Source organism: Paenibacillus sp. FSL R10-2796, assembly GCF_037965315.1.
GTDB classification, from domain to species: Bacteria; Bacillota; Bacilli; order Paenibacillales; family Paenibacillaceae; genus Paenibacillus_AQ; species Paenibacillus_AQ odorifer.
Window position 1 is genome coordinate 5260864 of record NZ_CP150178.1, and the last position, 13661, is coordinate 5274524.

Annotated in this window: 9 protein-coding genes; all 9 read right to left on the bottom strand. The window is 49.2% G+C overall.

Annotation, left to right across the window (positions count from 1 at the left end; translation table 11 throughout):
• Nucleotides 1–62: 62 nt before the first annotated feature.
• On the bottom strand, nt 63–1445 hold the full coding sequence (locus NST58_RS23830; RefSeq protein WP_339244399.1) for an MATE family efflux transporter: 1383 nt from the start codon (nt 1443–1445) through the stop codon (nt 63–65).
• Nucleotides 1446–1463: 18 nt separating this feature from the next.
• A complete protein-coding gene (locus tag NST58_RS23835) occupies nt 1464–1895 on the bottom strand; it encodes a MarR family transcriptional regulator (RefSeq protein WP_036683144.1) in 432 nt (143 codons plus the stop codon).
• Between the two features lie 155 nt (nt 1896–2050).
• Nucleotides 2051–4981 carry an insulinase family protein gene (locus NST58_RS23840; protein ID WP_339244401.1) on the bottom strand — a complete coding sequence of 977 codons (2931 nt, stop codon included), beginning with the start codon at nt 4979–4981 and terminating at the stop codon, nt 2051–2053.
• Between the two features lie 71 nt (nt 4982–5052).
• Nucleotides 5053–7194 (bottom strand): S-layer homology domain-containing protein, encoded by a 2142-nt coding sequence (locus tag NST58_RS23845; protein ID WP_076279227.1) that lies wholly within the window; start codon nt 7192–7194, stop codon nt 5053–5055.
• 167 nt (nt 7195–7361) lie between these two features.
• Nucleotides 7362–9167 (bottom strand): DUF4838 domain-containing protein, encoded by a 1806-nt coding sequence (locus tag NST58_RS23850; protein WP_280753415.1) that lies wholly within the window; start codon nt 9165–9167, stop codon nt 7362–7364.
• A 26-nt stretch (nt 9168–9193) separates the two neighbouring features.
• Complete coding sequence (locus NST58_RS23855; protein ID WP_339244403.1) at nt 9194–10354, bottom strand: amidohydrolase family protein; 1161 nt, start codon at nt 10352–10354, stop codon at nt 9194–9196.
• Nucleotides 10351–11139, bottom strand: coding sequence for a glucosamine-6-phosphate deaminase (locus tag NST58_RS23860; protein ID WP_339244405.1), 789 nt, complete (start codon nt 11137–11139; stop codon nt 10351–10353). Before NST58_RS23860 ends, NST58_RS23855 begins: the two co-directional genes overlap by 4 nt.
• Nucleotides 11140–11176: 37 nt before the next feature.
• Entirely contained in the window at nt 11177–12739 is a 1563-nt protein-coding gene (locus tag NST58_RS23865) for an extracellular solute-binding protein (protein ID WP_339244407.1), read from the bottom strand.
• Nucleotides 12740–12782: 43 nt separating this feature from the next.
• On the bottom strand, nt 12783–13652 hold the full coding sequence (locus NST58_RS23870; RefSeq protein WP_076147925.1) for a carbohydrate ABC transporter permease: 870 nt from the start codon (nt 13650–13652) through the stop codon (nt 12783–12785).
• Between the last annotated feature and the right edge of the window lie 9 nt (nt 13653–13661).

Below are 13661 nucleotides of genomic sequence, written 5' to 3' on the forward strand. Positions count from 1 at the left end.
AGCGCGAGCCAAGCTCCCGCAGTAAACAAAATCCATATTGAGTTTTACATAAAACAATCGCGTTATACCGGCGTAACCTCTACAGCCCCTTTTCCATCAACGCCCGCACTATTCAGCTTTTTCCGAAAAATCATAAACAAAACCACACCCATCACACTCGTTATTACCTCAGTCACAGTCATCGACCAAATCACACCATGCAGGCCAAAAATAGAATGCAATACGATAATCATCGGTATAAATAATACACCTTGGCTTATCGCCATAATAGTAGTGGGTGTGCCTTGCCCTGTTGCTTGAAAAATGCTCATAAATAATCCGGTAAATCCATTAAATAAAGCGGAGATCAGCATCGCTGCCAAAATATAAGTTCCCATGCTTAACACAGAAGGATCGCCTGAGAACCAATGAAGAATCGTTCCTCTAAACACATATACTAGACTTACAAAAACAACTGCAATGCTGCCTATATATGCAAAAGCGTATTTGATGCTGGATTTAAGTCTCTCCGTATTTTTACTAGCAAAGTTAAAAGCAAATAGCGGAATCAATCCCAAAAATAAACCCATCGATAGAAATTCTGGAATCTGCACAATTCTTAAAGCCACACCAAATCCGGCGACCACACTCTCCCCATATTGAATGGAATAGTTATTTAACAAAAGCGTGCTGACAATTAAAAAACTGGCTTGCAATAGCTCGGCTGTACCTATTTTATAAACCTCAAGCTGATCTCGTACAGATATCTTGAAATGCTTCAAAAATCCTCTTAAATGCTCACTTTTCGTTTCCAAAAAGTAAATATAATAAATGGCAGAGCCCAAATTTGCTAAAACCATAGCCAAAGCAGCTCCGGTAACATGCCAATTCAGCACGAGAATAAATAAAGGATCAAAAATCAAACTTAAAGCCGTACTGATAAAAATACCATACATCGATTCCTTCGAGGCACCTTCCGAACGGACCAGTTGTTCCAAAGCAAAATTAAGCACAACAGCAAATCCGCCTGCAAAAAGAGTGAGCACATAAGACTTCGTAAAGTCTAAGGTAGCAGCATCTGCACCAAGCATTCGCGTGATCGGATTAATAGCTAACCAAGCGATGAGCGCGATAAGAAGCCCCACTACAATACTCCCGTAAAAAGTATATCCGGCAACCTTTTTCCCTTTTTCCGTCTCTTTTTGCCCCGCCAAGCGAGTTATAAATGTTCCTCCGCCTACCCCCAGCACATTTCCAAAAGCCATTAAAACGGTAAAAATAGGCAGGCCCAGCGTGATTGCGGTCAGCATACTGGTATTGTGTAATAAGCCGATGAAGTAAGCATTGATTACATTATAAATAGTACCCACAGACATCCCAATCATCATGGGAATCGATAAATGAGCGATCGCTTTTTTCATGGGCGCCGACTCTAAATAATATTGATTTGACAACTCATTTGTCATAAGTGAACCTCCGAACGTTTATAAACTTGAACTAACTTTTTGAAGTAAAGACTTTAGGGTTGCAGTTTCTTCCGGACTAAGCGCCTTAGTAATGCTTGCTTCTACCTCAGAGAAAATCTCATTGAACTCTTCCACTAAAAGAGCACCTTTTTCCAATACAAAAATACTCTTTTGACGTTCATCATTTTCAGGAGTGACACGCTGGATATACCCTTTCTTCTCCAACCCCTGAAGCATACTGGTAATACTCGCCCCCTTCCTGTTAAAGACCTCCGCTAAATCCTTCTGAATAACACCTTCTGCTTGATTCTCAAAAATATAGCCGATCATGCGGCCTTGTTGTGAGTTCAGACCTAACTCATTTAACCTGGTGTCAGCTGTACCTTTTATTTTTATCCCAATCTCTCGTATTAAATTAGAAAATGGTGTGTCTACCACGGGTTTGTTCATTGTTATTTCCTCCTCTTGCGGATTAGTTAGAACTCTAAGTAACATCATTATCATAATAGATAGAACTCTAACTGTCAAGGTTCTAACTAAATACAAAAACTCCTCTCCAGCACTTGTCGAGTAGACAGGTACTGAAGAGGAGTTTATAGAGAGAATTACATCACAAGTTCTTCTAGATTTCCAAATAAGACTTTTGTTGATTTCAGCTTGGATTCATTGCCGACAACTGTGAAATAATTTTGTTCCGTCACAGCCTTAAGCAAATCGGCATACTGTCTGATGTCTTCCGGTGTGGTCGACAAGATTTCATCCCGTTCCTGCTGCAGCTCGGCCCCGGTTACCTGTTCAAAATAATGCCGGTCCGCCCGCCGTCCCTGAGCGCTTGGGCTCAGCGGCTGGTCCAACATGGACAGGGTGCCGATAATTGCTTTGGTCATCTCGTCGGCATCCGCTTCATATCCTTCGGTGAATCGGTACGCCTGATCATAAACCTCCAGCGTCTCCTGCAAATTGGGATCACGGTAGGAAGTGAACATCAATATCCCATCTCTGCGCAGCATCAGGCTGCCGCCATAAGCTCCGCCCTTCACGCGCACGGCATTCCACAGATAGGTGAGGCTCATGATTTTTTTGAGCACCTGCATTTTGCCGGAATACGTAAATCCTAGCTTGTTGAAGTCGTAGCCTTTAACCACATATTGCACCTGGCTGGAAGACATAAAACCTTCATTATCCGCATGCCCCTGCGCCGTAATCTTAGGTTTATTCACCACTGGCCGATCCTGAATATCCAGCTTCGCTACATTAGCGGCGAATTCTTCATACAAATCAGGGGTACCCGTCACGCTGATGATTAAATTCTGTTTATTGAATAAAACCGTACAGATATCCTTCAGCGTGTCTGCCACCTCAGCTCCCTGCTGATCGATCTTCTCGGCAAGCTCACGGATAAAGCGGTAATAGGCCACGCCACCCTGTTGTTCCTGATACGCTCCCATGTCCGAAAAATAAGACATCAGGCGGCTGGCCGCGATTTCATTACCTTTTTGATTCAGGACTGATTCCATCTGTGAGGCTTCCCGCCGGACGATTTCCTGTAGCTTCGTCAGGTTATCGAGCGCGCTGGTATAGAGCATCTCACGCAGCAGATCCAGCGATTCGCCAATATGCCCCGCCATCACCTTAACCTGCGCAGTGAATTTAGGCTGATAACTGGTCCCAGTATCTTTTGCAGCGCCAAAGATCTCATTTTTGAAATGAATGCCTCCGGTTTTGATCCCAATTTCACTAGTGAGCTCTTCAATGCTGTAAGAAGCTGTCTCCATTTGGCCCAATACCTCTGCCAGCAGTACAAGATAAGGAATTTGCTCAGGAGCCACAACACTCGTATCCCAATAAAACTTGCAGTACGCAATCTTTTGAGTAGATACGTCATGGTGGATCAGCTTTAGACCCTCAAGGTTATATTCATGGGATGGCACCTGAGGTTCAGCACTGCGGTTAATGTCCTGTAGAGATAAACTCGGCAGCTTCTGCAAATCCTCGGCTGCATCTGCACGACCTTGCCGCGCCAGAAGATGCTGTGTACTCTGCACAAGCTGCTCCAGCTGGTCTGGTTGCTGTGATGATTTGTATTCACTTAAATGACGCTGGGTGCTCGCTTCCTTGTCAGCTGCAATCGTCTTGGACGGGTTCAGCACCACCAGACTGCAATGATCACTGTTCAGTAAATAGACCTCAATCAGCTTCTCAAAATAACGATCCGTTATCTTTTCCCGAATGGTAGTGAATACCTCTTCATAAAGCATATGAGTAGACGGCTGACCGTCATAGAGCCAGGACTTCATCACTTCGATATTGTAAGTAAGTCCCTTTGGATATCGGCTAAAGTCCGCTTCCCGCAGCTCAAATTCCTTGCTGTTGACCGCCGCCAGCACCAGCTTCTCATCCAGCCCGTTCTTAACCAAGCTGCTTAATGTGGTCTTCACCAGCTCCACGAAGGCATCTTTGGCGGAGGCGTTCGAATGTGTCAGGGTAATGCCAAGCAGCGGCTGAACCATACTGTCGGAATAAAAAGCAAAGGCATCTTTACCCAGACCGCTTTCCAGCAGGGCTTGCTTAAGCGGAGCTGCATTGCTGTCCATCAGCATGCTTTTCAAAATATCAAAAGCCAGATTCAGTTCCCGATCCGTAGAGGTTCCAATTACATAGTTCAGACTCAAATAAGTTTTGTCGTCGGCCGTTTCTGCTTCCAGAATCGGATAATCCGCTACCAGCTCCGTCATTCCGGTAGGCTGTTGTAGGGGAATGGAGGTATCAAAGCTGTTTTTTTCATAACGGCTAAGGTATTCCTGGTCTATAAATTGCAGCTTCTCTTCAATAGAGACGTCTCCGTACAGATAAAAATAACTGTTGGACGGATGATAATAATTGCTGTGCGCCTCAAGGAATTGCTCATACGTAAGCGCAGGAATCTCCTGCGGATCTCCACCTGAAGAATGACGGTAAATCGTGTCTGGATACAACGACTTTTTGATCCTGTCCATCAGTACCGTAAACGGCGAGGAATAGGAACCCTTCATCTCGTTGTAAACCACGCCTTTATAGATCAGCTCAGCTTCTGTTTGCTGAAGCTCGTAATGCCAGCCCTCTTGCTCAAAAATCTCCTTTTGCTTATAAATATTCGGCTGAAAAACACTATCCAGGTAGACCTCCATCAGATTGGAGAAATCCTGCTCATTCCGGCTCGCCACCGGATACATCGTCTTATCCCCAAACGTAAATGCGTTCAGGAATGTCTGCATCGAACCCTTTAGCAATTCTACAAAAGGTTCCTTCACCGGATATTTCTCCGAACCACATAATACAGAATGCTCCAAAATATGAAAGACCCCTGTACTATCTTCAGGCGGGGTCCTGAAGCTCACGCTGAATACCTTGTTGTCATCCTGATTCTGCACGAAAAGCAGCCTGGCGCCGCTCTTCAGATGTTCCATCGTGAATACGGCGGAATCGATCTCCCGGATAAATTCCTCATTAACGACCTGAAATCCATAATATATATTGCCTGTGATCAAGCGGCTCATAGATTTGCCTCCTCTGCACTGGATGTGATAACTCTATCTGAAGCTTATCATATCCCTGGACGTTTATTCCATTAATAGAAGGCTTCCGGGATTAATTTCTGCAGTCTGACTAAAATTGCCGCTGCCTGCTCACGCACCAGAATCTGCTTTGGATCGAAGCGGCCCCCGCTGCCGGTCATTACTTCATGTTCATTCACGGCCTGAATCGCCTGGCGGCTCGCCTCTGACAAACTGGAAGTATCGGCAAACTTCACACGGTCCGGGCTGCCGTACGTAGACAACCGGGCGGCTTTGGTTACCATAACCGCCGCTTCTTCCCGCGTAATACCGCGGTCCGGCTCGAACTTACCGGTTGGAGAGCTGATAATGCCCAGCTCCTCAGCCTTGGCGATGGTACGGCTGTACCATTTGTCCGCCGGAACATCCTTAAAGCTAGAAGTGGCCTTGGCATCGGGGAACTCATGCAATAGCCGCAGCAGCAGGGTCAGAAATTCAGCCCGGGTCAGCTTCTGCTTAGGAGCCAGCACATTTCCGCTGGCACTCACGCCCTGAATATATCCGCTGCTGAGCGCTGTTGCGATATCCAAACGTGCCCAAGCTGCGACTTTATTGGCATCCGTAAAGCTGGCCAATTCCGGGGAAGAGACATGCAGCGCAAACGTCCGTTTGGAAAGTGCTGGAGCGGCATCTTTACGGTATTTGGTGACTTGCACAGGATAGACACCGGGCTTCATGCCGGCAAATGACACCTTTCCCGTGCTGTCAGCCACTACGCTTTTTCCTTGAAGTGTCACAGTAGCGCCGAAAGCCGGAAGACCGCCCAGCTGACCGTTTGACTTGGTGATATGGAGGGAAAACGGCATATTGGCGCTTGCGTATCCACCCATTTCCTGGCCGTTTTTATCTTTCCATTTCACTTCCATCCGGTCAAGCAGTTCTGTATCGTCCGCGTAGTAAACAAGCAACTGATCCCCATTGCCTATCGTCAGTCTGTACGGGCTATTCTCAGGATACATCCATGCACTGCCCCCGCTGAATACAGCAATCTTCCATTCTCCGCGTCCATTGTATCGCCCGTTCTGAATCCCCTCGATAGCTGTGAAGGCCGGTTTAGCTGCATCCGCATTCAGCTTATACGCCAGACCCTTCGCCTGTAAAAAAGCTGCCGCTGCCTTCACAGCATCTCCGCCAACAATATGCCCCCCGGCAACGGTGCCACCGGGTCCTTCGACCTGAATTGTTGCCCGGTCAAGTCCAGCATGATGCAGTCCGCTATACAGCATGCCAGCCTGCTTGGACAGCAGCTTATAGGAAGTCAGGGCAAGATAGGCTTGCACAGTTGCGGGACTATCGTTTCCTCCGCCTGCTGTCTGTGTAAAGCCGCCACCCGGGAGCTTCCGCGCCAGCAAATGGTCCAGCAGCGAGGCTCCGCCTTCCTTGGTGAAATCTGCTGCATCGACTCCCTGCGAGGATAAAGCAACAATCACCTGCGCTGTCGTCGCAGTTTTACCATCGAACCCTCCGTCTAGCTGCTGCTTGCTCTTAAGCCACAACAAAGCCTTCTCGATCGGCTGCGCTGTTTGTTCTGAACTCACTTCCGAAGCAAGTGCGGTTAGTACCCAGGCAGTAGCTACCAGATCTCCTTGCTTCTGCCCGGCCAGCGGCCAGCTGCCGTCCGCTAGCTGCATATCAAGCAGCTGATAAAACAACAAATCGGGGTAACGGTTTGTCCGCTCCAATGAATTTGAAATGGAATTCTTCGAGGTAATATAGGCGGCTGCTACCGCTGCTGCCCCTTCCGAATCAATTCCGTCATGATTCATCAGGAATGGATAAAGATCAATACCAGCGATGTTGTTGATGTTGCCCCCCGCAGCACTGTAAGCCAGCGCTGTTCGAGTTAGCTCTGCCACCTTGGTGAACTTGCCCCGCTGTTCCAGAATCTTATCGGCAGTCTGCTCCAGATATCCCTTGGGCAGACTGCGCCCATTCTTGAAGAAACCTACGGCTGCTTCGTCCGGGAATGGCTGTATCGTCAGCAGCACATTCTGTGCCCCTTCCAAGGCACTCTGCATCTCCGCTGTGAATACCGCGGTTGTCTTTTGTGCCGGAGACGGCTCCGCCATTACCCTGCCACTCAGCAATACAAGCAAAATACATAATGCGGTAAGTGTAACCTTCCTTATAGTCCGGTTTATGGGTGTAGCTCTCATATTCATTCTCCTCCAATGTAGTTTGCTAGAACTTTATAAGTTAGACGCTGCAAACTGGGATTTAGTTCCTGAATATGTTGTAATATGTAGCTTCATCCAGCTATGAATTAAAAAAAGACCGCACTGCTACCCGCTTACACGATAGCCCTACGATCTTTTCAAAACTCTTATTCTACCTGAGCAAACCCCAGCTCACGGTATAATGTCCGCTCCAGATAATCGTGAAGATAGAAGCGGGATTTCACAAAATGCTCCGCCATATCGGATGGCTGGTAACGCTCCAAAGCCGCTTTCATGCGAGGCAAAACGTTCTCACGTCCGCGGCGATTTCGCATGTAATTGTTCAGCAGCGAGTGCCTTTCCGCTTCGTCTCCCGGATAGAGCTCCCAGCGGTAGACATATTTGTGGATCGCCCGCGAACGGTCCGTCGCCGCTTCAAAATCATGCATAATGGCAATCAGCTCTGCTTCATCCTTATGATCCTTCACCTTGTCCAACAGCTTCCAGATAACATCATAATAATCTTCCAGCTGATAATTCCCGAGCTGTGCGTGACCTGTTCTAGGACCGATGCCATGGAACTGCTCCATGAATCGATCGATAAATGTTGCTGAGTCCGCTTTGCGGTTCCAGGCCAAATCGGCGTGCAGCAGCATCGGATACCACGTCGTCTCAAAGATCCCATAAGGAACACCAAGGCTGAACGGCCCTGTCCAGTTCGTGGCGACGATGCACCCGAGGTCCAGCTTATCCGCTGTCTCCGCCCATTGGAGCAGATTATCCGTCCGGTTCAATAGTACCGGATAATTCTGATGTTCAGCCCAGTCAAAGCTGCGAACCGCCGGGGCTCCCATAACCTCGATGCCTAGTGACCTGAATTTATCCGTAAGAGAAGAAACCTCAGCTTCAATATTACGTCCGTTGTATATCCAGATCATCGCCGCACTCCGCTTATCCAGCTTTGCCAGTTCCTCCGGCGGGCATTTGTCCAGCATGTCATGCCAGAAAATCGCTTTTTTACCACGGCTGGCTGTATATTCAATCAAAGTGTTCAAAAAAGCGATAAACGCCCGCTCCCGTACCCCTCCGAACAACGTTTTACAGCGTTCGCATTCACATAAGCTGTATACCTCGTCACAGCCGAGGTGGATGTAGCGGGAATCCGGATGGGCATCCATCATCTCCTGTAACAGATCGGTAATCAGCTCGAAGGATTCCGGATGCGATGGACAGATCTCCCCGAGGGATAACTCCGTTTCGCGCAAGTGCCGCCAAGCGTCGTGGCGGAGTACATACTCCAGATGCCCGAAACTCTGCTGCAGCGGAATGATCTCAATAAAATATTCTTGGGCTGTGCGTTTCAGCTCCTCTAGCTGTGTGAGGCTTAACGAATGCTGAGGATGCACGAATTCCGGGTACTTCTGGAACGGGAATTTATCTTCGTATTCAATCAGAACCGCATTCGTTTTATACCGGGCAAAATCCGCCAAATACGATAGCAGCAGCTCTGGCTTGGAAAATGTCTGGCGAAGATCAAAGTTCATCGCCCGCAAGGTAGTGTCAGGCCAGTCCGTGATAGACACAGCAGGAACTTCCCCTACTGACTTACGCAGTTGTAGTAACGTTTGTAGCCCGTAAAACAGACCCGGCGCATCCAGTGCACGGATTACCACCCGGCGCTCCGACACCTCCAGCCTGTACCCTTCCGCCCGGCCGTTAAGCAATTTCAGATCCACTTCATCTGGCTGTGCTCCTTTCGTTTCTGGCTGCGAGAGACTCTGAAGAATAAGTGAATATCCTTTTCCCGAGATAACATGTGTACATTCCAGCTCCGGAAACGAGCGGCGGCAATGAACCACCAGTCTCGGATCATGCCGCTCCATGTAGAGGCTCAGGCTTACATCTTCGCTGAACTGAAAAGCTTCGCCCTCTTTCACTTGGATCTGCTTCGGTTGCGGTATCAAGCTCTGCATCGTTCTCCTCCTAATCTTTGCTGTAATTAATTACTGCAAGCCCTGCTATGACCCTTTTTCCAGCATTCCAGCACGGTAAGTGTCCTGTCTTCATAGCAGAAGCTCACGAGATCGGCAGGCGCTCCAGCCCTAAGCCCTGCCGCCTGTTCCAGCCCCAGCAGTGTGGCCGGATGAGCAGAAGCACAATCCCAGGCTTCATCCAGCCGGGCTAATCCAGCCTCCGCAAGATAGGCCACCTGATCTGGAAGCATCATTGCGGAACCTGCAAGCAGCTGCTGATTGCCAGCCAGATGCAGCCGCCCTTCTGCTGTTAATACAACCTCTCCACCAATGTGCAGGTGATAAGTTCCCGGCGGCATTCCGCTCAGTGATACAGCATCGCTGACCAAGATGGTGCGGCTGCGCTTCATCCGTAGGATTACTTTCAACAGAGCGGGTGGTAAATGTTGACCATCTGCAATCATACAGCCGTATAGTTCATCCGCCGCCAGCTGCTCCCACAAATAGTTGGGATGACGGGGCAGCGTCAGATGTGTGCCATTGCCGAGATGCGTAGACATCACCGCTCCTGCGGCAACCGCCTCCCTAATCTGCTCGGGGGAAGCTGCCGTATGCCCTATAGAAACAAGGATGCCTGATTCACTGCACCGGGCGATAAATGCAGCGGCGTTTGGCCATTCCGGGGAGACGGTGAGGATACGGATAAGCCCTTCAGCCACTTCCTGCCAGCGGCATAACATATCCCAATCCGGCGGACCAATATGTTCCCTTGGATGGGCGCCGCGCGGACCCTCTTCTGGTGACAGAAAGGGGCCTTCCAAATGAATTCCTACAATCCCCCCAGCATCTTCCGGATACAGCGAAGCGGCTTCCGCAATGGCGGAGACCGCTTGAGCCAGCGCTTCTTTGCCATTAGTAATCAGAGTTGGACAATAGCTGGTTACCCCGTTTCCTAGCAAAAGTCGGGACAGTTCCAATACCGTGGCAGGCTGTAAAGGCAGCGTGTTGAGATCCAGCCCCCAGCCCCCGTTCACTTGCAGATCCACCAACCCGGGTGCCAGCCAGGGCCAATCGGCCCTGGCTGGACTCTCCGCAAGTTCGATGACCGAAGTGATTCGCCCCTGCTCGACACTTACCTCAACCGGCAGCCCAGTTTTATAGTGCTTTCCCTTAATTGGCGCGTTCATAGGCCGAAGGCAGCCCGATCCGTGAACATCGTGATCTCCGGATGGGTACGCAGAATAGTAGCTGGACATGCCGTGCTGATCGAATCATGAAGTGCCGCGTGTAAAGCCTTGCGTTTGGACACTCCCGGTACAATTCCGTACAGGTGACGGCCAGCCAGCAAGGCTGGTACCGTAAGCGTCAGCGCATGGGTTGGCACCTCGTCCAGCGAGGTAAAACAACCGTCATTCACTTGCTGGCGGCGGCAGGCTTCCTCCAGTTCGACCGCTTTGACCAGCTGCGGGTCGGTAAAATTAGCGACTGGCGGATCATTAAACGCGATATGCCCGTTTTCCCCGATCCCGAGGCAAACGATATCAATAGGCGCCTCGCTCAACAAAGCCGAATATCTCTGGCATTCCTGCACCACATCAGCGGCGAGACCATCCAGCAGTTCTACCCGGCCAGGGTTAACCCGACTGTATAGCCGATCTGTCAAAAAACGGCCGAAACGCTGGGGAGCCGAAGCCGCAAGGCCAATGTATTCATCCATATGAAAAGCATTGACCCGGGACCAATCCATCCCCTGCTCCCGCACCAGCCCCTCGTACAGTTCATTTTGCGAAGGTGCGGCAGCAAACACAATTCGGACCTGACGCGCAGAATCTTGAAGCAAAGCTCTAATTTTCTGCGCAACCTGCGATGCCGCCGCAGCGCCCATCAGGTTACGATCTTCATAAACCTGAACGGACATCTGCTCCACTCTGTGTGTCTCTAAAGGCTTAATGATGTCATTCATCCCGCTCATCCTTTCCGGGCACCTATTGTCCTTGGCACCAGACAGATTAATTCCCGTTTAACTGAATGTTCTGAACACGGTCGTAAGCTTCCTTATAAGTAGCCAGCAGCTTATCCACGCCGAGATTGTTCATCTCCTCCACATATTTGTCCCAGTCGGCCAGCTTTCGGGAGCCGGTAACAAACTTGGCAAAGCTTTCATCGCGGTGTTTTTGGATCGCCTGGCCGGTTATCGCAATAATTTCATTCTCTTTCTCCGTAAATGCAGGCCGTGGCTGCATCATGGACGGATCATATTTCGTCGCTTCTTCAAAGGCATACTTCAAATTGTCTGAGAACAACGACAGATGTGCACCAAAGTCGATCCAGGTGTACGTTCCGCTAGTCTGAAGTCCTGTCTGCTTCCGCATTTCGATCACATCGTTGTACTCTGGTTTGAACTTGATCGTGTCGCCTTCCTTCACATATGTCTCACCCTCCACGCCCCAGCTGCTGAGCGTACGTCCCTCTTCGGAATAGAAAAAGTCCATATAACTCATCACATCATCGATGTTCTTCGAGGTTGAAGCCACGGTTAGGCCACCTTCCATATAATGAAAATACGGGTTCAGTTGCTTGCCGCCGGCAATGCCCGCTGGAGGAGCCATAAACTGCATGTTGAACTCCGGATTTTCCTGCTGCATCGCATTGTTAAAAAAATCGATCCGGCTGATGTAATCAATGGTCACAAACGATTTGCCCGTGGATACCATGTCCTGCCATTGCTTAGTTTGCAGAGATAGAAAGTCGGGCGGAATCAGCCCTTCGTCATAAAATATTTTCCACATACCAACCATTTCCTTGTAACTATCTTCCGTGGGTCCAAAAAGCCACTCTTTTTTATCAAAATCATAATAAGCCCCTTCACCCGTCCCGTAATTCACAGTCATATTGGCATTCATTTCATCCGGAATTTGTCCGTAGCGGATCGAAAGCGGATAGCTGTCCGGATATTTCGCCTTCAAGGTTTTTAGAGTTGTATGCAGCTCCTCATATGTGGCTGGTGCCTGGATTCCTTCTTTGTCAAAAATGTCTTTACGGTATAACCAGATCATGCGGTTCGTCTCGCCAAAGCCCTGATTCGGGAACATATACATTTTGCCATCAGCAGACAGTGCAGCCTTCGCTTCCTGTGGATACTGCTTTACCCAGGCGGTCAGATTCGGCATTTTGTCCATATACTCCATCAAATCCACCAACGCACCCTGTTGCCCGAATTTATTCGATTCTTTGCGGTTAGGCATATACATCAGATCCGGCATTGCCTTCGAGGCAATCGCCAGGTTCAAGCTCTCTTCAAGCTTTCCGGAAGGGGTCTGTACCTCGAGTGTGACACCGGTTTTCTCCTTCAACCAGCTCCAAATAGGCCAGCTTTTCGAATAAGGGAACGTAGCATTGTTGTCTAAGAGCGCAGTGAAGGTTTTTTCCGTTTTGGACGAATCAGCAGGTGAAGCGGTACTGCTGCCCTGAGTATTACTCTGCGGCGAGGTGTCATTGCCCCCTCCGCTGCAGCCAGTTACTACGGTTGCTGCAATCATCAGTGGCAGCAGTACAGATTTCCATTTATTCATTACGATCTCTCCCTTATGCTGAATTTTTGACGGTTCCACCCGCCTATCCCTTAACCGCGCCAATCATGGCCCCCTTAACGAAATACTTCTGTACAAATGGATACACAATCAGAATCGGAAGCGTCGAGACCATAATCGTCGCGTACTTCAGCGATTCTTCTATCACCATGTTGTCACCTCCAATGCTAGTAACATCCCCTGAGCTAGCACTGCCAGCCAGCACCAGATTGCGCAGCAGTACTTGCAGCGGGAACAAATCCGGTGAGCGCAGGTAGAGCAGCGGGTAAATAAAGTTATTCCACATGCCAACCGCGTAAAAGAGCGCTATGGTGGCGAAGGAAGCCTTGGAAAGCGGAACAATAATACGGATAAATATGCCGATATCATTCAGTCCGTCGATGCGGCCAGACTCCTCCAGCTCTTTAGGAATGCCGGAGAAAAAGGTCCGCATCAGAATCAGATTCCAAGTGCTGACCGCACCCGGCAGCACCATGCCCCAAACGGTATCGACCATATCCAGGGAGCGAACCACGAGGAACGTGGGAATCATTCCTCCGCTGAAAAACATCGTCACCACAATCAACAGGGTGAAGCTCTTGCGCAGCGCCATATCACTGCGTGAGAGTGCATAGGCACCCGTGGAGGTGACCACCAGCGAGATAAGGGTGCCAAGCACGGTGTAAATGAGTGTATTTTTGTAAGCCACCCAGATTTGCGAATCTCCAAGTACAAGCTTATACATATTCAGGTTAAATCCCTTAGGCCAAAAAGAAACGGTATTCTTCATGACATGCACATCACTACTGAGAGAGACAGCGAGCATATGCAGGAACGGATAAAGCGTGACCACCACAACCACGAGAAGGATAAAAGTGCTCACGACATTAAACCAGGATAAACGGGGTGATCTCATCACCACACC

Bases quoted from the DNA above. Each gene is read 5' to 3' on its own strand.
- NST58_RS23830 (WP_339244399.1), bottom strand. From the start codon at position 1,445: ATGACAAATGAGTTGTCAAATCAATATTATTTAGAGTCGGCGCCCATG.
- NST58_RS23835 (WP_036683144.1), bottom strand. From the start codon at position 1,895: ATGAACAAACCCGTGGTAGACACACCATTTTCTAATTTAATACGAGAG.
- NST58_RS23840 (WP_339244401.1), bottom strand. From the start codon at position 4,981: ATGAGCCGCTTGATCACAGGCAATATATATTATGGATTTCAGGTCGTT.
- NST58_RS23845 (WP_076279227.1), bottom strand. From the start codon at position 7,194: ATGAGAGCTACACCCATAAACCGGACTATAAGGAAGGTTACACTTACC.
- NST58_RS23850 (WP_280753415.1), bottom strand. From the start codon at position 9,167: ATGCAGAGCTTGATACCGCAACCGAAGCAGATCCAAGTGAAAGAGGGC.
- NST58_RS23855 (WP_339244403.1), bottom strand. From the start codon at position 10,354: ATGAACGCGCCAATTAAGGGAAAGCACTATAAAACTGGGCTGCCGGTT.
- NST58_RS23860 (WP_339244405.1), bottom strand. From the start codon at position 11,139: ATGAGCGGGATGAATGACATCATTAAGCCTTTAGAGACACACAGAGTG.
- NST58_RS23865 (WP_339244407.1), bottom strand. From the start codon at position 12,739: ATGAATAAATGGAAATCTGTACTGCTGCCACTGATGATTGCAGCAACC.
- NST58_RS23870 (WP_076147925.1), bottom strand. From the start codon at position 13,652: ATGAGATCACCCCGTTTATCCTGGTTTAATGTCGTGAGCACTTTTATC.